At 74.2% G+C, this 19,638-nt stretch carries 19 protein-coding genes; 4 read left to right on the top strand and 15 right to left on the bottom strand.

What is annotated here, in order from left to right:
- Positions 1–50 precede the first annotated feature (50 nt).
- The 13 genes from ACIRJT_RS08565 to hisD all read right to left on the bottom strand — a co-directional run bounded on the left by ACIRJT_RS08565 (position 51) and on the right by hisD (position 13,476).
- Positions 51–1,322 carry an MFS transporter gene (locus tag ACIRJT_RS08565; RefSeq protein WP_403906250.1) on the bottom strand — a complete coding sequence of 424 codons (1,272 nt, stop codon included), beginning with the start codon at positions 1,320–1,322 and terminating at the stop codon, positions 51–53.
- Between the two features lie 30 nt (positions 1,323–1,352).
- Positions 1,353–1,940 carry an ArsR/SmtB family transcription factor gene (locus tag ACIRJT_RS08560; RefSeq protein WP_403906248.1) on the bottom strand — a complete coding sequence of 196 codons (588 nt, stop codon included), beginning with the start codon at positions 1,938–1,940 and terminating at the stop codon, positions 1,353–1,355.
- Between the two features lie 81 nt (positions 1,941–2,021).
- The gene (locus ACIRJT_RS08555) at positions 2,022–3,302 is read right to left on the bottom strand and encodes a PucR family transcriptional regulator (protein WP_403906246.1); all 1,281 of its coding nucleotides are present in this window, start codon (positions 3,300–3,302) and stop codon (positions 2,022–2,024) included.
- A 182-nt stretch (positions 3,303–3,484) separates the two neighbouring features.
- Complete coding sequence (locus ACIRJT_RS08550) at positions 3,485–6,400, bottom strand: LuxR C-terminal-related transcriptional regulator (RefSeq protein ID WP_403906244.1); 2,916 nt, start codon at positions 6,398–6,400, stop codon at positions 3,485–3,487.
- Positions 6,401–6,545: 145 nt separating this feature from the next.
- The gene (locus tag ACIRJT_RS08545; protein WP_403906241.1) at positions 6,546–7,490 is read right to left on the bottom strand and encodes an alpha/beta hydrolase; all 945 of its coding nucleotides are present in this window, start codon (positions 7,488–7,490) and stop codon (positions 6,546–6,548) included.
- Between the two features lie 201 nt (positions 7,491–7,691).
- Positions 7,692–8,447 carry an imidazole glycerol phosphate synthase subunit HisF gene (gene hisF, locus ACIRJT_RS08540; protein ID WP_403906239.1) on the bottom strand — a complete coding sequence of 252 codons (756 nt, stop codon included), beginning with the start codon at positions 8,445–8,447 and terminating at the stop codon, positions 7,692–7,694.
- Positions 8,444–8,866, bottom strand: a complete 423-nt coding sequence (locus ACIRJT_RS08535) for a RidA family protein (RefSeq protein ID WP_403906236.1) — start codon at positions 8,864–8,866, stop codon at positions 8,444–8,446. Before ACIRJT_RS08535 ends, hisF begins: the two co-directional genes overlap by 4 nt.
- The gene (gene priA, locus ACIRJT_RS08530) at positions 8,863–9,588 is read right to left on the bottom strand and encodes a bifunctional 1-(5-phosphoribosyl)-5-((5-phosphoribosylamino)methylideneamino)imidazole-4-carboxamide isomerase/phosphoribosylanthranilate isomerase PriA (RefSeq protein ID WP_274029554.1); all 726 of its coding nucleotides are present in this window, start codon (positions 9,586–9,588) and stop codon (positions 8,863–8,865) included. The genes ACIRJT_RS08535 and priA overlap by 4 nt, the downstream gene beginning before the upstream one ends.
- Positions 9,588–10,253 carry an imidazole glycerol phosphate synthase subunit HisH gene (hisH, locus tag ACIRJT_RS08525; RefSeq protein WP_403906233.1) on the bottom strand — a complete coding sequence of 222 codons (666 nt, stop codon included), beginning with the start codon at positions 10,251–10,253 and terminating at the stop codon, positions 9,588–9,590. Before hisH ends, priA begins: the two co-directional genes overlap by 1 nt.
- Positions 10,254–10,263: 10 nt before the next feature.
- On the bottom strand, positions 10,264–10,431 hold the full coding sequence (locus ACIRJT_RS08520) for a hypothetical protein (RefSeq protein WP_003969742.1): 168 nt from the start codon (positions 10,429–10,431) through the stop codon (positions 10,264–10,266).
- Positions 10,428–11,024 (bottom strand): imidazoleglycerol-phosphate dehydratase HisB, encoded by a 597-nt coding sequence (gene hisB / locus ACIRJT_RS08515; protein WP_093686685.1) that lies wholly within the window; start codon positions 11,022–11,024, stop codon positions 10,428–10,430. Before hisB ends, ACIRJT_RS08520 begins: the two co-directional genes overlap by 4 nt.
- Positions 11,021–12,157 carry a histidinol-phosphate transaminase gene (locus tag ACIRJT_RS08510; protein WP_403906229.1) on the bottom strand — a complete coding sequence of 379 codons (1,137 nt, stop codon included), beginning with the start codon at positions 12,155–12,157 and terminating at the stop codon, positions 11,021–11,023. The genes hisB and ACIRJT_RS08510 overlap by 4 nt, the downstream gene beginning before the upstream one ends.
- Positions 12,154–13,476 carry a histidinol dehydrogenase gene (gene hisD, locus ACIRJT_RS08505; RefSeq protein ID WP_403906227.1) on the bottom strand — a complete coding sequence of 441 codons (1,323 nt, stop codon included), beginning with the start codon at positions 13,474–13,476 and terminating at the stop codon, positions 12,154–12,156. Before hisD ends, ACIRJT_RS08510 begins: the two co-directional genes overlap by 4 nt.
- A 185-nt stretch (positions 13,477–13,661) precedes the next feature.
- Here hisD and ACIRJT_RS08500 point away from each other — a divergent pair, with 185 nt between their 5' ends.
- The 4 genes from ACIRJT_RS08500 to ybaK all read left to right on the top strand — a co-directional run bounded on the left by ACIRJT_RS08500 (position 13,662) and on the right by ybaK (position 17,804).
- Positions 13,662–15,263: an oxidoreductase gene (locus ACIRJT_RS08500; protein WP_403906224.1), complete on the top strand. Its 1,602-nt coding sequence runs from the start codon at positions 13,662–13,664 to the stop codon at positions 15,261–15,263.
- 219 nt (positions 15,264–15,482) lie between these two features.
- Positions 15,483–16,523 carry a hypothetical protein gene (locus tag ACIRJT_RS08495; RefSeq protein ID WP_403906221.1) on the top strand — a complete coding sequence of 347 codons (1,041 nt, stop codon included), beginning with the start codon at positions 15,483–15,485 and terminating at the stop codon, positions 16,521–16,523.
- A gap of 5 nt (positions 16,524–16,528) precedes the next feature.
- Complete coding sequence (locus tag ACIRJT_RS08490) at positions 16,529–17,290, top strand: LON peptidase substrate-binding domain-containing protein (RefSeq protein WP_403906219.1); 762 nt, start codon at positions 16,529–16,531, stop codon at positions 17,288–17,290.
- 16 nt (positions 17,291–17,306) lie between these two features.
- Complete coding sequence (ybaK, locus tag ACIRJT_RS08485) at positions 17,307–17,804, top strand: Cys-tRNA(Pro) deacylase (protein WP_403906216.1); 498 nt, start codon at positions 17,307–17,309, stop codon at positions 17,802–17,804.
- Between the two features lie 136 nt (positions 17,805–17,940).
- Here the strand turns inward: ybaK and ACIRJT_RS08480 are convergent, their stop codons facing one another.
- Entirely contained in the window at positions 17,941–18,663 is a 723-nt protein-coding gene (locus ACIRJT_RS08480; protein WP_403906213.1) for an ABC transporter permease, read from the bottom strand.
- Between the two features lie 69 nt (positions 18,664–18,732).
- On the bottom strand, positions 18,733–19,575 hold the full coding sequence (locus ACIRJT_RS08475) for an ABC transporter permease (RefSeq protein ID WP_403906211.1): 843 nt from the start codon (positions 19,573–19,575) through the stop codon (positions 18,733–18,735).
- Positions 19,576–19,638 lie beyond the last annotated feature (63 nt).

The raw sequence follows: 19,638 nt of genomic DNA, 5'->3' as shown, positions 1-19,638 counted from the left end.
GCCCAGGGCTCGGGGGTGCCGGGTCGGCCGGGTCCAGCCGGGGTGCCCGGTCAGCGGGGCAGTTCGGCGCGGCGGAGTGCGGTGAAGGCGAGGCCCGCCGCGCCACCGGTCGCGCACACGGCCGCACTGACGGCGTAGACCGGCCCGGTGCCCCAGAGGGCGATGGCAGCGCCCGTGACGGGGTAGCTCAGCGGGATGAGCGCGTAGGTGAAGAACGTCGATACGGAGGTGACCCGGCCCAGGTACGCCGGGTCGGCGGTGGTCTGGACGAGGGCTCCGCACAGCGCGGCGGCCAGTCCGCCGACGAGGCCGACGAACGCGGCGGCCGCGGCGGCGAGGGCCACCGAGGGGACCTGGGCCAGGGCGGCGATGCCCGTCGCGCCGACGAGGGCGGTCAGGCACATCACCAGCCCGGCGCGCGGCACGCGGCCCCGCACGGCGAGGAGGAGGGCCGACCCGGCGGCGCCGGAGGCGAATCCGGCGACGATCCAGCCCATGCCGGCCGCGCCCCAGCCGCGCTGGTCGGAGAGCAGGATCATCCCGAGGTTGAGCGGCCCGACGAAGCCGAGCTCGCTGAGGGCGATGACGAGCATGAGCGGGCCCAGCAGGGGGTGGCGGCGGATGTACCGGAGCCCGTCGACGAGGTCCTGCCAGGCGTTCGGTGTCCTCCCGCTGTCCGCCGACGCCCCCTGCGCCTCGGCCGTCCCGCCCGCCGGCTCGGGCAGCGGCCTGATGCGCAGGCTCAGGAGCAGCGGCAGGGACAGCGCGAACAGCACTCCGGCGGCGGCGAAGGCGAGCGCGGGGCCGCCCGTGGCCACGACGAACCCGCCCAGCGGCGCGCCGACGATCGACGCACCACGTGCGGCCAGCCCGCGCAGCCCCTGGATCCGGCCGAGCTGGCCCGGGGTGCTGATCCGGGGCGGCAGGGCTCCGACGGCGGGCAGGAACAGGGCGTCGACCGCGCCGAAGAGCAGGGCGACGGCCACCAGGACGCCCACGGTGGGCGCGGTGAGGAACAGGGTCGCGGCGAGTCCGAGGACGAGCAGCGCGCGGGCGGCGTCGCTGCCGATGACCACGCGGCGGGGCCCGATCCGGTCGGCGAGCACTCCCCCGCCGAGCATGAGGAGCGCCCGGGGTATCGAGCCGGCGGCGAGGACCAGGCCGGTGCCGGAGGCGCTGCCGGTGCGGGCGGCGGCCCAGGCGAGGGCCATGAAGTAGATGCTGTCGCCGACCATCGACGCGCTGTACGCGCCGAGCCAGCGCAGCACGTTGGGGTCGCGGTGGGCGGGGCGTTCGGGGGCTTCCACGGCGGTGACCGTCATGGGTTCGTCCTTCCGGGCGGAGTAAGGAACTCAGGGGCGGAAGGGGAATCCGTACGTGTGCAGGGCGACGCTCTCGCGGCCCTCCGTGTCGCCCGCTTCCTCGCGGGCGCGGCCCGTTTCCTCGTAGCGGTCGATCAGCGCGCCCATCTCCCGGCCGAGGGCGGCCAGTTCCTCCGCGGTGAGGCGCAGGAGGTTCTCCGCGCTCCAGGAGGCGCCGCGCCATTCCGCGTCCCAGGTGTGCCGTGCGTCCTGGTGGGCCCGGTAGAGCTCGACGTGCTGGTCGAAGGACATCCGGCCGGCGGCGGCGTAGACGGCCGCCTTGTCCGGCGCGTCGTCGAAGTCCGTGTCGCTGAAGGTCAGCCCTCGGGAGGTCGGCTGCCACCAGCGCTCCCGGCCGTCGGTGCCCTGGCCCTCGGCCGGTTCGATCAGTCCGTGGTCGGCGAGCTTGCGCAGGTGGTAGCTGACGAGGGAGACCGCCTCGTCGACCTGGTCGGCGAGCTGGGAGGCGGTGGCGGTGCGCTTGATGTGCAGGGCTCGGTAGAGCTTCAGGCGCAGGGGGTGGCCTATCGCCTTGAGGGTGTCGAGGTCGGAGACGCGGCGTCGCTCTTCACTGGGCATGACACGACCGTAGACGCGCAGGAAAAGTTGCGCAAGAATAATTGCGCAATATTTGTTGTGGAGTTTCTGTTGTGGAGTTTCTCAGGTGCCGAGCAGCCGCCGCGCCGCCAGGGCGAGGGAGACCTCGACCGCGTCCCGGGGGCGGGTGAGGCAGCGGCCGGTGAGCTGTTCGAAGCGGCGGAGGCGGTTGAGGACGGTGTTGCGGTGGCAGTAGAGCCGCGCACCGGCCCGCTGCGCGGAGCCGTCCGCGTCCAGCCAGGCGGTGAGGGTCTCCACGATGACGTCGCGGTCGGCGGGGTCCAGTCGGTCCAGCGGGCCCAGGACCCGGTCGGCGAGCGCCCCGGCGAGCGCCGGGGAGGAGACGACCAGGGCGTCCGGAAGGTGCTCGTCGAGCAGGACGGTGCCCCCGGACGCGGGGCAGGCGCGCAGCGCGGTCTCCGCAAGCCGCCGGGCGTCGCCGAGAGCGGCCAGACCCTCGACGGCGGAGCCGATCCCGGCCCGGACGCCGGCCGGTACGTCCAGTGCGGCGGCCAGCTCGTTCAGCTCGCCGGGCGAGCCCGACAGCGACAGGATCGCGAACTCCGCGTCCGGGCCCGGGTGCCAGAGCTCCGGAGCGCCGGGGGCGCCGGGCGTCGTCAGCGGCGGGCGGGCGACGGCCCCCGGACCGCGCGGGGCGGCGGCCACCGCGAGCACGGCGTAGCGGCCCTGCTCCGGCAGGCCCAGCATCGCGGCCGCCTCGGCGAGGTCGGCGATCCGGGCGGTCCCGTCCAGCAGCGCGGCGACCATGAGCCGCTGCCGGTTCTCGCGCCGCCAGGACAGCCGCCGCTCGGCCTGCCGGTAGGCGTCCGCGACGATCCCGCAGTGCTCGTCGACGAAGTTCCACACGTCGGCGGCGACGTGGACGAGCAGCCGTACGTCGTCGGGGTCGCGACGGGCGGTCTCGTCCACGAGGTCCTGCCAGACCATCGCGCCGCCCATCCGGAAGGCGTGCAGGACGGCGTCGAGCGGCACGCCCTGTTCGGCGCGGATCCCACCGATCCAGCGGGAGGTGCGGTGGGCGGACTCCCGGAACTCCCGCGGCTGGATCAGGGAGCCGACGTTGTGCCGCAGCGAGTGGTGGACCTCCTGCCAGACCTCGGCCCGGCCGGAGTCGATGGCCGCCCGGTAGCCGGGCTCCTGGGCGTACAGGGCCTCGACCAGCCGGTCGGTGAGGGCCGGCAGCGACGCGACGAGGACCCGGGCGGCCCGGTGCAGCACCTCGACGGCCTCACGATCGGCCAGGGAGCGGAAGCGGTGCGGCAACGGGGTTGCCGGGGAGGGGCCGTGCGGCGCCCCGATCCGCGAACGTACGAGCTGTGGCATGGCGGCCTCCACCGGGAATCGACCGGCCGCGCGAGCGGCGGGCCCGGCACCCGGCCCGGGCGGGGCGCGAGCGCGGCGACACGATCCTGACGCCCGCAGAATGACATACCGCCCAGTCGGTACCTAGGGGTCTGCGCGGAACTCGTCATCACGGTCTCGCAACCTCCGGGCCGCGCGGGGGGTCAGGGGCCCAGCAGCCGGGCCAGCTCGGTGCGGGAGCGGATGCCGAGGGCGGCGAAGACATTGCGGAGGTGGTGGTCGACCGTGCGGGGGCTGAGCGACAACCGCAACGCCACCTCTCGGTTGGTGGCCCCCTCGGCGACGCATCGGGCGATGCGTTGCTGCTGCGGGGTGAGCGCCGCCAGCGGCTCGCCCGCCGCGCTCCGCGAGGCCCCGACCGGCTCCCCCGCCGCCCGCAGCTCCCCGGCCGCCCGGTCCGCCCAGGCACGGGCCGAGCAGCGCTGGAAGGCGACCAGGGCGTCGCGCAGCGGGCCCCGGGCCTCCCGGGTGCGCCGACGGCGGCGCAGCCACTGCCCGTACAGCAGCTGGGTGCGGGCCCGTTCGAAGTCGCCGCCCGCCCGGCCGTGGTGGGCCAGGGCCTCGGCGTAGCGGGCGTCGACCTCGTCGGCGGGGGCCAGCAGGGCGCGGCAGCGGGCCAGTTGGGCGGGCGCGCCCGGGTCGGCGGTCCGTGCCGCCCAGGCCGCGAACTCGTCCACGGCCGCCTGGAGTTCGCGGGACTGCTCGGGCTGCCGTCCGCCCAGGACCGCGGCCTCGACCCAGCAGGGGACGGCGAGCATCCGGGCGGCGAAGTGACCCCGCCCCGGGCCGGTCCCGACAAGGGGGGCCAGCCGGGCAGCCGCCTCGCCGGGCCTCCCGGAGGCCAGGTCCGCGCGGGCCCGCGCCCAGGTGGCGAGGGTGACGGCCTGGGCGAGCCCGTGCGGCCCCGCCCCGGTCAGCGCGGCGTCGGCGTGCGCGGCGCACGCCTCCGCGGGCCCCTCCACGGAGGCGGCGAGGGCGAGCACGGCGTGCAGATGGGCGGAGCTGTTGGGCTGCGCCGTACGACGGGCGGCGTGCAGCCCTTCCAGGGCGTGCGCCCGCGCACCTGCGTGCCGCCCGGCCCGCAGTTCGGCGTAGGCGAGGTGTTCGAGGGCCTGGGGCAGCAGCGCGTCGGGTCCCCTGGTCCGTACGGCGGCGAGCGCGCGGCCCCCCGCACGGCAGGCGGCGGTGACATCCCCGAGGACCAGGGCCGCGACCCCGGCCCGGAGCAGCGCGGCCGGGGCGCCGGGGTCCCCTGCTGGGTCGAGGCAGTGGCGGAGCAGTGCGTGACCCTCGGCGGTGCGGCCTGCGAGCACGGCGCACATGCCGGCCCGGTAGTGCTCCAGGCCCGCCTCCAGCGGGGTGCGGGCGAGGCGGTTCATGGCGTCGAGGTAGCCGAGCGCGTCCCCCGCCGCCCAGGCGGCCTCGGCCGCGCAGAGGAGGGCGTCGAGGGTCCGGCGGGGGTCGTGCGGGCCGAGCAGCGCGGCGGCGGCGAGCAGCGCTTCGTGGGCGTCGGCCGCGGGCCCGGAGCGCAGGGCCAGCATGCCGTGGACGTAGGAGGCGAGGCCGCGCGCGGAGTCGGCGGTCGGCCCCGCCGCGCCCGGCGCCCGGGGTCCGGTCCTGGCCAGCAGGGCCCGGGCCAGAGCCGGGTCGCCCGCGAGTCCCGCCTGCTCGGCCGCCGCGGCGAGGCGGGCCGCCCGCAGCGCCGGTTCGGTGGAGAGCAGGGCGGCGCGGGCCAGGGCGGCGGAGCGTTCGGCGTGCGGGAAGGGGGCGCCGGCGGCCGCTTCGAGCCGGGCGGCCAGCGCGGCGTCCGGCCCGGGCGCGGCACAGGCCCGTTGGACGAGGGCGGCGAGCGGGGCGGGCGGACCGGGCGGGAGGGCGATGGCCGGGGGGCGCGGGGAGGACGGAGAGGACGGAGAGGGCGGAGAGAGCGGAGAGGGCGAGGTGGAGGCGCCCGGGGAGGCCCGGTCTCCGGTCTCCGTCAGCAGGGTGGCGAGCAGCTCGTGGGCGGCGCGGCGGTGGGACCAGGGGGCGTGGTGGAGTACGGCGCGGGCGACGAGGCGGTGGGTGAAGTGGGCGCGACTGCCCGCCCGTTGAAGGAGGCCGTCGGTGACCGTGGTGCCGAACAGGGCCCGGTCCAGGAAGTCCCGGGGCAGTCCGCAGCGGGTGCCCGCGCGCAGCAGAAGCAGGGCGTCCGCCCCGGCGCCCTCCGGCTCGTGCTCCTGGGCCGCGGCGGCGAGCAGGAGCAGGGTCCGGGTCCGGTCCGGGAGGCCTGCGAGGCGTTCGGCGTGGGCGGCGAGCACCGCTTCGCCGCCGGGCAGCGGATAGGGCAGCGGGGTGCGGCCGGCGAGCTGGTCCGGGGTGAGGCGGCCCGTGATCCCGGCGAGCAGGCGTGGGTTTCCGGCCGCCTCGCGGAGGAGTTCGGCGCGCACGACCGGGTCGAGCTCCCCCGTACCGACAGCCATTTCGGGAGCAGCCGCGCCGGGGGTGATACCCCCGGTCAGCCGGTCCAGGAGCGCCGAGGCCGCACCCTCGTCCAGGGGTGCGAGGTGGAGCGTGGGCAGTCCGGCGAAGGCGGTGCCGTCGGCGGCCGAGAGGAGGACGGTGGTCCGGCTGCCCGGGCCGAGGTCGCGGGCCGCGAGCGCGAGGGCGGACCTGGACGCCGGGTCCCAGGTGTGCGCGTCGTCGGCGCAGACCAACAGGGGCGGTCCGGCTCCCGGTTCCCGCAGTCGGCGGGCCAGCGCCTCGGAGGTGATGACCGGGTACGGGGCGATGGGCGACAGGCCGGCGGGGAGAGACGGGCCGAGCGGGGCGACCGGCCCGCCACCTGGCACCGGCCGTCCGGCGGAGGCGCCCGAGGCGTACAGCACGGGGCCCCGGTCGCGGTGCGCGTCGGCGGCGGCGCGCAGCAGCGCCGTACGGCCGAGACCGGGCGGCGCGGCCAGCACGAGCACACCTCCGCCGCCCTGCCACGACAGCTCCAACAGGCTTCTCACTGTCGCGAGTTCATCGTCCCGGCCGTACAGCCGGAGCGGACTGCGCACGGTCGTCGATGGGTTCACACCGGCACCGTACGGTCGCGCCGACGGAGGTGGAAGCGCCGCGTCCGGGTCCCCGGCAGCAACGGCCCGGTGCGGTGCGCGCTCCCAGCCGGAGCCCTGCCGCGCTGTGCCGGAGCACAGTGCGGCAGGGCCGGGGACGCCGGGACTACGCGGTGTGCGGGCAGTTGCCCCGGTATTCCGCGATGGTCAGGCTCGGCTGCGGGAGCGGGCACAGGAACTGCTCGTAGCGGGTGTCGTTGTCGATGAATCGCTTCAGCCAGGAAATGCTGTACTTCGCGATCGTCGTGTTGGAGCTGTTCGGCGTGAAGTGCGAGGCGCCGCGCAGCTCCAGGTACGCCTTGTCCAGGGAGCCGGGCAGCGACTCGTAGAACGGCTCGGAGTGCGTGGCGACGGGGGCGACCGTGTCACCGTCCGCACCCACCACGAGGGTGGGCGTGCGCAGTTCGGGCCAGGACTTGTCGGTGTTCCAGCCGGTCAGCGGGATCGCCGCCTTCAGCGAGGTGCGGCTCTTGGCGGCCTCCAGGCTGCCGCCGCCGCCCATCGAGTGCCCCATCACCCCGAGCCGGGAGGCGTCGACCCGGGTCCGCACCGAGCTGCGCTGGGTCAGGTAGTCCAGAGCGGAGAGGAGTTGACGGCCCCGGCTGTCGGGCTGGTCGAGCGTGGTGTTGGTGTCGATGGTGAAGACCACGAAGCCCTGGGACGCCAGGCGCGGGCCGAGCCAGGCGATGGAGGACTCGTAGGCGGTGAAGCCGGGCGAGATGACGACCGCGCCGAAGGTGCCGTCGGCGGTGGACGTCGGGTAGTGGATGGTGCCGCCGCCGAACCCGCTCACGGCGAGCGAGGAGACGGAGGTCTGCGAGGTGGCGTAGGAGCCGCGGCTCGCCTCGATGGAGGCGTTGGTGGGGGCCGGTCCGCGCTCGTAGGGGTTGTCGGCGGCCTGGGCGCCCGGCGCCAGAGCGGTCATCAGGAGACCGGCGGTGGCCGCGGCGGCGGTCAGCAGACCCGCGAGCGTACGGGGGCGGGCCGTGGACGTACGGGAGCGGCTCGGGTGCGGGGGGTGCTGGTGCGAGGGGAGGAGGTGCTGCTGCACGAGGGGGATCCTCTCGGTGGTGGCGGAACCACACCACGCGAGGCCCACGAAGCCCGTCGTCCGGGGGCTCGGGGTGCGCCGCGTGGCCGCCGACGTCGTCCGTCGGCGTTCGCCACTCTCGCGGTGCGCCCCCTGGACGCGCATCGGCGGTATCACCGGTCCCGGCAGGACCGGTGACACCGCCTCGGACTCCGCAGGGACTCAGCGGACCGGGTGGCCCGCTTCCCGCAGGGCGCCCTTGACCTCGGAGATCCGCAGGTCGCCGAAGTGGAAGACGGACGCGGCGAGCACCGCGTCGGCCCCCGCCTCGATCGCCGGGGCGAAGTCGGCGAGCCGGCCCGCGCCGCCGGAGGCGATGACGGGGACGGTGACGTGCTTCCGCACCGCCTCGATCATCTTCGTGTCGTAGCCGTCCTTCGTACCGTCGGCGTCCATCGAGTTGAGCAGGATCTCGCCCGCGCCCAGCTCGGCGGCCCGGTGGGCCCACTCGACGGCGTCGATGCCGGTGCCCTTGCGGCCGCCGTGCGTGGTGACCTCGAACGTGCCCTCCGGGGTGCGGCGGGCGTCCACGGAGAGCACCAGGACCTGGCGCCCGAAGCGTTCGGCGATCTCACGGATGAGGTCGGGGCGGGCGATGGCGGCGGTGTTGACGCCGACCTTGTCGGCCCCGGCGCGCAGCAGCTTGTCGACGTCGTCCGGGGTGCGGACGCCGCCGCCGACGGTGAGCGGGATGAAGACCTGCTCGGCGGTGCGGCGGACCACGTCGTACGTCGTCTCGCGGTCGCCGCTGGAGGCGGTGATGTCGAGGAAGGTCAGCTCGTCGGCGCCCTCGGCGTCGTACAGTTTGGCCATCTCGACGGGGTCGCCCGCGTCGCGCAGATTCTGGAAGTTGACGCCCTTGACGACCCGGCCGTTGTCGACGTCCAGGCAGGGGATGACCCGTACGGCGAGGTTCACTTCGCGCCTCCCCGGTAGGCCTCGACCTCGACCTCGACGACCAGGCCCGGGTCCACGAAGCCGGACACGATGATCATGGAGGCGACGGGGCGCACGGCGTCGAACAGCTCCTTGTGGGCGCGGCCGATGTCCTCCACGTCCCGGGCGTGCGTGAGGTACATCCGGGTGCGGACGACGTCCTCGCGGGTGAGACCCACCTGCTCCAGGGCCGCGAAGGCGACGTCGAAGGAGGTGATGGCCTGCTCGTACGGGGAGCCCGCGGAGATCTGGCCGTTGATCACGGAGGTGCAGCCGGCGACCAGGACGAGCCCGCCCGGGAGCTCGACGGCGCGCGAGTAGCCGAACTTCTCCTCCCAGGGCGCGCCGGTGGAGATCCGGCGTACGGAGGAAGCGGCGGCGGGCTCAGGAGAATCGGTCATGCGGCGACCGCCTTGAGGGCTTCTTCCAGCGTGAACGCCTTCGCGTACAGCGCCTTGCCGACGATCGCGCCCTCGACGCCCTCGGGGACGAGGAGGGAGATCGCGCGGAGGTCGTCGAGGGAGGAGACGCCGCCGGAGGCGACGACCGGGCGGTCGGTGGCCGCGCAGACGTCCCGCAGCAGGCCCAGGTTGGGGCCCTGAAGGGTGCCGTCCTTGGCGATGTCGGTGACGACGTAGCGGGCGCAGCCCTCGGCGTCGAGGCGGGCGAGGGTCTCGTAGAGGTCGCCGCCGTCGCGGGTCCAGCCGCGGCCGCGCAGGGTGGTGCCGCGGACGTCGAGGCCGACGGCGATCTTGTCGCCGTGCTCGGCGATGACCTTGGCGACCCACTCCGGGGTCTCCAGGGCGGCCGTGCCGAGGTTGACCCGGCGGCAGCCGGTGGCGAGGGCGGCGGCGAGCGAGGCGTCGTCGCGGATGCCGCCGGACAGCTCGACCTTGATGTCCATGGCCCCGGCGACCTCGGCGATCAGGGCGCGGTTGTCGCCGGTGCCGAAGGCGGCGTCCAGGTCGACGAGGTGCAGCCACTCGGCGCCGGCGCGCTGCCAGGCGAGGGCGGCCTCCAGCGGGGAGCCGTAGGAGGTCTCGGAGCCGGACTCGCCGTGCACGAGGCGGACGGCCTGGCCGTCGCGGACGTCGACGGCGGGGAGCAGTTCAAGCTTCGGCATTACAGCGTCTCGATCCAGTTGGTCAGCAGCTGGGCGCCGGCATCGCCGGACTTCTCGGGGTGGAACTGGGTGGCCCACAGCGCGCCGTTCTCCACGGCGGCCACGAACCGTTCGCCGTGCGTGGCCCAGGCGACCTTGGGGGCACGGATCTTGGCGTTGGTCACTTCGAGGGACCAGTCGTGCGCCGCGTAGGAGTGCACGAAGTAGTACCGGGCTTCGGCGTCCAGGCCCGCGAAGAGCCGGGAGTCCTCGGGGGCCTCGACGGTGTTCCATCCCATGTGCGGGACGACGTCGGCCTTCAGGGGGCCGACGGTGCCGGGCCATTCGTCCAGGCCCTCGGTCTCCACGCCGTGCTCGATGCCGCGCTCGAACAGGATCTGCATCCCGACGCAGATGCCCATGACGGGACGGCCGCCGGAGAGCCGACGGCCGACGATCCAGTCGCCGCGGGCCCGCTTCAGCCCGTCCATGCAGGCGGAGAACGCGCCGACGCCGGGGACCAGGAGCCCGTCGGCGTTCATCGCGCGGTCGTAGTCCCGGGTGATCTCGACGTCCGCGCCGACATGGGCGAGTGCCCGCTCGGCGGAACGGACGTTGCCGAAGCCGTAGTCGAAGACGACGACCTTCTTCTTGGCGGTCTTGCTGGCAGTCGATCGGTCAGTCACAGCGTGCCTCTCAGTCCCACAGTCCCTGGATCCGCAGGATGCCCGCCACCAGGCACATCACGGAGCCGATCGACAGCAGCACGATGACGCCCTTGGGCATCCCCTGCTTCGCGAAGGAGTAGACGCCACCGGCCAGGAAGAGGCCGACGACGATCAGGATGGTGTTGAGGCCGGTCACAGGGCGCCCTTCGTGGAAGGCAGGATGCCGGCGGCGCGCGGGTCGTGCTCGCAGGCGTACCGCAGGGCGCGGGCGAGCGCCTTGAACTGGCACTCGACGATGTGGTGGGCGTTGCGCCCGTACGGCACGTGGACGTGCAGGGCGATCTGCGCCTGGGCGACGAAGGACTCCAGGATGTGCCGGGTCATCGTCGTGTCGTACTCGCCGATCATCGGCGCCATCTTCTCGGGCTCGGTGTGCACGAGGTAGGGGCGGCCGGAGAGGTCGACGGTGACCTGGGCGAGCGACTCGTCCAGCGGGACGGTGCAGTTGCCGAAGCGGTAGATGCCGACCTTGTCGCCGAGGGCCTGCTTGAAAGCGGCGCCGAGCGCGAGCGCGGTGTCCTCGATGGTGTGGTGGCTGTCGATGTGCAGGTCGCCCTCGGTCTTGACCGTGAGGTCGAAGAGGCCGTGGCGGCCGAGCTGGTCGAGCATGTGGTCGTAGAAGCCGACCCCGGTGGCGACATCGACCTTGCCGGTGCCGTCGAGGTTGATCTCGACGAGCACGGACGTTTCCTTCGTGGTGCGTTCCACGCGGCCTACGCGGGGGCTCATGCGTCGTGCTCCTTCTTCAGTTCGCGTACCGCATCGAGGAACGCGTCGTTCTCTGCCGGGGTTCCCGCGGAGACCCGCAGCCATCCCGGTACGCCGTTGTCCCGGACCAGGACGCCCCGGTCGAGGATCTGCTGCCAGACGGCGTGGCTGTCGTCGAAGCGACCGAACTGGACGAAGTTGGCGTCCGAGTCGGTGACCTCGTAGCCGGTGGCGCGCAGCTCGGCCACCAGCCGGTCGCGCTCGCTCTTGAGCTGCGCGACGTATCCGAGCAGCGTATCGGTGTGCTCCAGGGCGGCGAGCGCGGTGGCCTGGGTGACGGAGGAGAGGTGGTACGGCAGCCGCACCAGCTGGACCGCGTCGACCACGGCCGGGTCGGCGGCGAGGTAGCCGAGGCGGAGCCCGGCCGCGCCGAACGCCTTGGACATGGTCCGCGAGAGGACCAGGTTTCGGCGGCCCTCGATCAGCGGGAGCAGCGAGGGGTGGTGGCTGAACTCGCCGTAGGCCTCGTCGACGACGACCATCGAGGGTCCGGCGGCCTGGGCGGCGTCGTACAGGGCGAGGACGGTCTGCGCGTCGACGGCGGTGCCGGTGGGGTTGTTCGGCGAGGTGATGAAGACGACCTCGGGCCGGTGCGCGGCGATGGCGGCGCGGGCGGCGTCCACGTCGATGGTGAAGTCGTCGCGGCGCGGGCCGGAGATCCAGCCGGTGCCGGTGCCCCGGGAGATCAGGGCGTGCATGGAGTACGAGGGTTCGAAGCCGATCGCGGTGCGGCCGGGGCCGCCGAAGGTCTGGAGCAGCTGCTGGAGGACCTCGTTGGAGCCGTTGGCGGCCCATACGTTGGCCGTGCCGACCTGGTGCCCGGCGGTGCGGGTCAGGTAGCGGGCCAGCTCGGTGCGGAGCTCGACGGCGTCCCGGTCGGGGTAGCGGTTGAGGCCGCGGGCGGCCTCGCGGACCCGCTCGGCGATCCGGTCGACCAGGGCTTCGGGGAGCGGGTACGGATTCTCGTTGGTGTTGAGGCGTACGGGGACGTCGAGCTGGGGTGCTCCGTACGGGGACTGGCCGCGCAGTTCGTCGCGGATGGGGAGCTCGTCCCAGGGGTTCACGGTCGCGCGGGTGGTGCTGTCGTCTCTCACTGCTGCGGAACCTTCCAGCCGAACCTTGCCTTCAGTGCGGCGCCGTGGGCGGGGAGGTCCTCCGCCTCGGCGAGGGTCACGACGTGGTGGGTGACCTCGGCGAGCGCGTCGCGGCTGTAGTCGACGATGTGGATGCCGCGCAGGAAGGACTGCACGGACAGGCCCGAGGAGTGGCAGGCGCAGCCGCCGGTGGGCAGGACGTGGTTGGAGCCGGCGCAGTAGTCGCCGAGCGATACGGGGGAGAAGGGGCCGACGAAGATCGCTCCGGCGTTGCGGACCCGGTCGGCGACGGCGGCGGCGTCGGCGGTCTGGATCTCCAGGTGCTCGGCGCCGTACGCGTCGACGACCTTGAGGCCGTCCTCGATCGAGGAGACCAGGACGATCGCCGACTGGCGGCCGGCGAGGGCGGGCTCGATGCGGTCCGCGATGTGCTTGGTGGCGGCGACCTGGGGGACCAGCTCGGCCTCGGTCGCGGCGGCCAGCTCCTCGGAGTCGGTGACCAGGACGGCGGCGGCCATCGGGTCGTGCTCGGCCTGGCTGATCAGGTCGGCGGCCACGTGCACCGGGTCGGCGGTGGCGTCGGCGAGGATCGCGATCTCGGTGGGCCCGGCCTCGGCGTCGATGCCGATGCGGCCCTTGAGGAGGCGCTTGGCGGCGGTCACGTAGACGTTGCCGGGGCCGGTGACCAGGTTGACCGGGAGGCAGTCCTCGGTGCCGTACGCGAACATCGCGACGGCCTGGGAGCCGCCGGCGGCGTACACCTCGTCGACGCCGAGCAGGGCGCAGGCGGCGAGGATCGTGGGGTGCGGCAGCCCGCCGAAGTCCTTCTGCGGCGGGGAGGCGACGGCGATGCCCCGGACGCCCGCCTCCTGGGCGGGGACGACGTTCATCACGACGGAGGAGGGGTAGACCGAGCGGCCGCCGGGGACGTAGAGCCCGACGCGCTCGACGGGCACCCACTTCTCCGTGACAGTGCCGCCGGGGACGACCTGGGTGGTGTGCGTGGTGCGGCGCTGCTCGCGGTGGACGAGGCGGGCGCGGCGGATCGACTCCTGGAGCGCTGCCCGGACGGCCGGGTCCAGCTCCGCCAGGGCGCGGGAGACGGCGTCGGCGGGCACCCGGACCGACTCGATCCGGACACCGTCCAGTTTCTCCCCCCAGTCGATCACTGCCGCGGAGCCACGATGGCGTACGTCCTCGCAGATGGGCCGCACCGTCTCCAGGGCGGCTTCCACGTCGAACTCGGCACGGGGCAGCAGGTCGCGCAGGGCGGCGCCCTCGGGGAGGACGTCACCGCGCAGATCGATTCGAGAGATCACACGGCAATTCTCTCAGACCGGTCCGAGCGTCCGGTCGCCCGTATCACTGGCTGATACCGGTCGTCCGTACCACTGGCCGATACGCGTCTCGGCCATGTCCGGCTGTCACTGCTGACCGCTAGCTTTCACGGCGTCACACAGAGGGAAGAACAGCACTACAGCATGTGTGCACGGAGGGAGCGGCCGTGACCGAGCCGCACGAAGGCGACATCCCGGACGGCCTCAGCGCAGCGGAGCTGGGCATGTGGCAGTCCTTCCGCAACGGGACCACCTACGACTTACGCAGCTACGACCCGACCCACAACGATCCGTTCGCCCCGCTGGTGTGGGGGCCCGAGCGGAGCGTCGGCGCGCGCACGGTGGCGCGGCTGCTGCTGAGCGGCCCGCCGGCCCGGCCCGGCCGGGTGGCGGCGCTGAAGCTCCGCGGGGTGCGGATCACCGGAAAGCTGGATCTGGCGGGCGGCCGGGTGGCTCCGTACGTGGAGCTGACCGGCTGCCGCTTCGAGCAGGAGGTGGTGCTCCCCGAGTGCCACTTCACGACCCTGCGGCTGGTGGGGTGCGCGCTGCCCCGGCTGGAGGCCGCGCGGCTGCACACGGAGGGCGATCTGCACCTGCCGCGCTGCCGGATCGACCGGGGGATCCGGCTGACCGACGCCCAGATCGGCACGGATCTGCTGATCAACCAGCTCAGCGTCGGCCCGGACCGGCACGGGCGGGCCATCGTCGGGGACGGCATGGCGGTCGCCCAGGACCTCCAGGCCGAGATGATCGAGACGCTCGGCGAGTTGAGCCTGCGCGGGGCGAAGGTGGGCGGTTCGCTGAGCCTGCGCGGCAGCCGGCTGCGCGCCGCGGAGGACCGCCGTGCGTTGAACGCCCCGCAGCTGACGGTGGAGCGCACGCTCTACATGACCGAGGCGTGGGTGAGCGTCGACACGGGGAACCAGGGCACCACTCCCCCGTACGGCGTGGTCTACGCCCCGACCCCGGCGCGCGGCACCCGCTCGCAGATCTTCGAGTGCCGGGGCGGGGTGCGCCTCGACGACGGGCGGTTCGGCGACGCGGTGGACCTGCACAAGGCCCGGTTCACCATGACCAGGCAGGAGGAGTTGTCGCTGCGCCGGATCGTGACGCCGGAGCTGCGGTTCAACGCGGAGCGCCCGGAGGAGGGCCGCGTCGTCCTGAACGGCGCGAAGGTGGTGACCCTGATCGACCTGTCGACGAGCTGGCCGGGCCCCGGGGGCCTGGCGATGGGCGGCTTCGTCTACGAGAACCTCGTCCCCTACGGCCACTTCCCGCTCTCCCGGCGGCTGGAGTGGGTGCAGGCCGCGACCCCGGAGTACGTCCCCGAGCCGTACGAGCGGCTGGCCACGGTGATGCGCAGCTGCGGTGAGGACGCGGACGCGCGCGAGGTGCTGCTGGCCAAGCAGCGCCGGCGCCGCGAGACGCTGCCGCCCGCCGCGAAGGCGTGGGGCTACCTCCAGGACTGGACGGTGGCGTACGGCTACCGGCCGGGGCGGGCCGCGGTGTGGATGGCGGTGCTGTGGGCGGCGGGCACGGCGGCCTTCGCCCAGCACGTTCCGCCCTCGATCAAGGGCGAGGAGCATCCGCAGTGGAACCCCGCCCTGTACGCGCTGGATCTGCTGATCCCGGTGATCAACCTCGGTCAGGACGGCTACTGGCGGATGGAGGACGCCTGGCAGTGGACCGCGGCCGGTCTGGTGCTGGTGGGGTGGGTTCTGGCCACCACCGTGGCGGCAGGGGCGTCGAGGATGCTGCGCAGGGGCTGACCTCGGAGGGCCCTCATACGGCCGTGGGCGGCCGGGGCCACGGAGCCGGCCGCCCGCACCACCGTGACCGGAGGGACGGACGAGCCTCACGGGAGGGTGCGATCAAGCCAGCGAAGGACATTTCCTTTGCCCTTTCTTGACCCGGCCCGATACAACCCATTCACTCGGCACAGAAGCTTCACAGCACACCTCTGGCGCGGCCCTCACCAGCGCTTTTCAATGGTCTGCACCATGGCATTCCTTCGCGCTCTGCTCAGTACCGCGCGCATGATCCGGCACAGCCCTCCGCTGTCCGCCGGACTGTCCGCGGATGACGCGGTGCTGCTCGACGCCCCCGACGAGCGGCTCTCTCCCGCGCTGGTCGCCGCTGCCCTGGGCGACCACGAACCGGCCGCCAAACTGCTCGCCACCACCCGGGACGCCGCCGACTGGGAGAACCGGGACCGCTATCTCGGGCGGCTCGTCGCCTTCGCCCGCGGCCGGGACGGCTGGCTCGTCGACTGGCTGGCCGCCGCGCCGCGGGATCCGGACGCGCTGCTGGTCAAGGCGGAGCTGTCGGTCCGCCGGGCCTGGGAGTCGCCCGCCCGCGCGGAACGGCTCCGCGAGGTCGGCCCGCTGATCACCGCCGCCGCCGACGCGGACCCGCGCGACCCCGTGCCGTGGCGGCTCGCCCTGGACCACGCCCGCGGCACCCATGCCACGCACACCGCCTTCGAAGCGCTGTGGGAGCAGGCCGTACGGCGCTCCGCGCACCACTACGGCTGCCATGTGGCGGCCCTGCGCTACCTCTCCGCCGCCTGGTACGGCTCGCACCGCGAGTGCTTCGACTTCGCCGAGCGGGCCGCCGAGGACGCGCTGCCCGACTCCCTGGTGCAGGCCCTCCCCGTCCGGGCGGCCTTCGCGCTGCTCCTGGACGCCCAGGCGGCGGGCCGCACCACCTCCGTACTGGAGGAGCGGATCGACACGGCGGCCGACCTGGCGATCAGGCTCTCCGCCTCCTACCGGCCCGGCGATCCGTGGCCGGCCGAGGTCCGCAACCTCCTCGCGTACGTCCTGCTCGCCCGGGGCCGCTGGGCGGAGGCGCTGCACCAGTTCAACCTGATCGGCCTGCACGCGACGTCGTTCCCGTGGTCGTCGGTGTCCGAGGACGCGCTGGGCCGGTTCCTGGACGCGCGGGACGACGCACGGCTCCAGGCGGCCTCCCTGACCCCATTGCGCAACCGGGCCGACCACGGCCGCCCCCGAGGCCATTACGCTTGAGCGTTGTGACCACCGCCCGCCTTCCCCTTTTCCCGCTCAACGCGGTGCTGTTCCCCGGCCTGGTGCTGCCGCTCAACGTCTTCGAAGAGCGATATCGCGCCATGATGCGGGAGCTGCTGAAGAGCGACGAGGACGAACCTCGCCGCTTCGTCGTGGTCGCGATCCGCGACGGCCGCGAGATCGCTCCGACGGCCACCGGCATGCCGGACACCGTCGCGGCCGCCCCTCCCCCCGAGCGCGCCCCGGCGGAGGGCTTCGGCCCCGATCCGATCCAGACCTTTCACCGCGTCGGCTGCGTCGCCGACGCGGCGACGATCCGCGAGCGCGCCGACGGCAGCTTCGAGGTCCTGGCCACCGGCACCACCCGGGTCAGGCTGCTGTCCGTAGAAGCGAGCGGGCCGTATCTGACCGCCGAGGTCGAGGAGTTGGCCGAGGAGCCGCCCGGCGAGGAGGAGGACGAGGCGGGGGCGCTCGGCGAGGGTGTCCTGCGGGCCTTCCGCGCCTACCAGAAGCGGCTGGCCGGGGCGAGCGAACGGTCGCTGGCGACCGGTGCCGACCTCCCCGACGACCCGTCCGTGATCTCCTACCTGGTCGCGGCGGCCACGGTCCTGGACGTCCCCACCAAGCAGCGCCTGCTCCAGGCCCCGGACACCGCGACCCGGCTGCGCGAGGAACTGGCGCTGCTGCGCAAGGAGACCGCGGTCATCCGGCACCTGCCCTCGTTGCCCGCGACCGACCTGACCCGGGCCCCCACCCACCCCAACTGACCGAGGACCCCTCACGGTGGCGAAGAAGCCGAAGAAGCAGTCGGGCGGCACCCCCGCCACGGTCGCCCTGACCGCGGCGGGCACCGCCTTCACGGTCCACGCCTACGACCACGATCCCTCCTCCCCGTCCTACGGGGAGGAGGCCGCCGAGGCCCTCGGCGTCTCCCCGGACCGCGTCTTCAAGACCCTGGTGGCGGACGTGGACGGCGCTCTGACGGTCGCGGTGGTCCCGGTGGCCGGCTCCCTGGACCTCAAGGCCCTGGCCTCCGCGGTGGGCGGCAAACGGGCCGCGATGGCGGACCCGGCCGCGGCGGAACGCACCACGGGCTACGTACGCGGCGGCATCTCTCCCCTGGGCCAGCGCAAGCGCCTGCGCACGGTGCTGGACGCGTCGGCGCGCTCCCACGCCACGATCTGCGTGTCGGCGGGCCGCCGCGGCCTGGAGGTCGAGCTGGCGGCGACGGATCTGGCGGAGCTGACGGGTGCGGTGTTCGCGGAGATCGCGCGGGGCTGAATCTCCATCCCTCCGGCGCTTGAGGAGCAGGGCCCGGGGCAGCGCCCCACATGTCCAGCCCCTCCGGCGCTTGAGGAGCAGGGCCCGGGGCAGCACCCCGGTTTCGAGAAGGGCAACAGGCCCGCCGCAGGCGACCCTAGGCCGCCCCGCCGCCCCCACCCGCAGAAGGCGGCCCGCCCGCCGGAGACCCGGAAGACGGCCCCGCCAGGGGCCCCTGCACAGGCCCGTCATACTCCGCGTACCCCGACCAGTCCGGCTCCACGTCCCGCGGCCCGAACGCCGCGGTGAGCAGCAGATGGATCCCCATCGCCGCGAACGGCCACGCCAGCACCGCCACCCACACCGAGTGCAGCTCCAGCGGCGCGTCGAACGTCACGCCCTGACCGGCCTCCCGGGCCCGCGCCACCACGTCGGAGGACGGCCCCAGCCAGATGCCGACCCGCCACGCCACCAGCGAGGCGAGCAGCGCGCCCAGCGCCAGCCCCACGACCACGAGAACGCCCCCGCGACGCAGCCGCCAGAAGACGGCGGCGGCCGAGAGCGCGCCGAAGCCGATGGCCAGCAGGACGAACGTCCCGTCCGCACCGATCGCCTCCTCGCCCTCGCTGTTCTCGAGGAAGACGGCCGTGTCGTCGGAGACCAGCGGAACGCGCGGAGCGAGCCACAGCCACAACAGCCCGAGCACGATACCCGCGAGCGCGACCAGGACGAGGACGGCGGCGGCCTGGCGGAGTTCCGTGGCCGTGTCCGGGTCGTCCGGATCGCCCGCCGAAGGCGCGGCGGGGTGGGAGCCCGAGGGCGGGGCCTGCCACGGGTCGTGGGGGCCGGGCTGGTGGGGCGGCGTCAGAGGTGCGGTCACCGTGCCATCGTGCCAGGCCCCCCTGTGAGGCGCCTCACCGGATGCCGCACCCGGCGGCCCCCGGCCCCGTCAGCGTACGGCGGCCCGCCGGTACGCCCACGTCGCCGCGGCCAGCGAGAGAACCCCCACCGCCGCGCAGATCGCGAGGAAGAAGGCGATGAGTCCCCAGTCCGGGCGGGCGTCGAAGGACCGGGCCAGTGCCTCGACCCCGTACGTCGAGGGCAGCAGGTCGCGCGCCCACCCCACCGGCTCGGGCAGCCGGTCGGCCGGCAGCACCCCGAGCAGCAGGGCGGCGGACATCCCCAGCTGGCCCAGCAGGGTCGCCAGCTCCGGGCGCGGGGCGAGCAGCCCCAGTGCCGCGCCGAGACCGGCCAGGGCCGCGCCGGAGAGCGGGACGACGGCCACCAGGACCCACAGATGGGTCATCGGCAGCTGGAACAGCACGCTCCCGGTGATCGCGGTGAAGACCGTGCCGGGCACGGTGAACGAGGCGTACGCGGCGGCTGCCCCCAGCACCACCGCCGCCGGCGGCACGGGCAGGGTGGCGTAGTGGTCGAGTCCGCCGCCCGCCCGCAGCTGCCCGAAGTACTGGGCGAGCAGGTTGAGCGCCACGAACGCGACGACCAGGACGCTGGACCCCGCGACCACCGCGCGGGCCTCCGCGCCGCCGTCCACGACGCCCCGCATCAGGACCATGATCCCGACGGACTGGAAGGTCGCCACGAAGAGCAGCGGGATCCGGGCCACCCGTGCCCGGGAGAGCTGGGCGCGGTAGACGGCGGCCAGCGAGGGCAGCAGCCGGGCGCGCGGCGCGAGGGGAGCCGCGACGGTACGGGCGGGGCCCGTGGCAGCGGGGCCGGAAGCGGGCCGGGCGCGCGGCGGTGTGGTCCTGGCCGGAATGATGCTCGTCACCTGCGGCCGCTCCCCTGAGACACGTCCAACCCGTTCGACTCGTCCGACCTGCCGCGCACGCCC

It is taken from the genome of Streptomyces sp. NPDC102283 (assembly GCF_044766265.1).
Lineage (GTDB): Bacteria > Actinomycetota > Actinomycetes > Streptomycetales > Streptomycetaceae > Streptomyces.
The sequence above is the reverse complement of the archived record's forward strand: the minus strand, read 5'-3'. Positions and strand labels throughout refer to the sequence as shown.

Excerpts from the sequence above, each read along its gene's own strand:
- ACIRJT_RS08565 (WP_403906250.1), bottom strand. The coding sequence starts at position 1,322 with ATGACGGTCACCGCCGTGGAAGCCCCCGAACGCCCCGCCCACCGCGAC.
- ACIRJT_RS08560 (WP_403906248.1), bottom strand. The coding sequence starts at position 1,940 with ATGCCCAGTGAAGAGCGACGCCGCGTCTCCGACCTCGACACCCTCAAG.
- ACIRJT_RS08555 (WP_403906246.1), bottom strand. The coding sequence starts at position 3,302 with ATGCCACAGCTCGTACGTTCGCGGATCGGGGCGCCGCACGGCCCCTCC.
- ACIRJT_RS08535 (WP_403906236.1), bottom strand. The coding sequence starts at position 8,866 with ATGACCGATTCTCCTGAGCCCGCCGCCGCTTCCTCCGTACGCCGGATC.
- priA (WP_274029554.1), bottom strand. The coding sequence starts at position 9,588 with ATGCCGAAGCTTGAACTGCTCCCCGCCGTCGACGTCCGCGACGGCCAG.
- hisB (WP_093686685.1), bottom strand. The coding sequence starts at position 11,024 with ATGAGCCCCCGCGTAGGCCGCGTGGAACGCACCACGAAGGAAACGTCC.
- ACIRJT_RS08495 (WP_403906221.1), top strand. The coding sequence starts at position 15,483 with ATGGTCTGCACCATGGCATTCCTTCGCGCTCTGCTCAGTACCGCGCGC.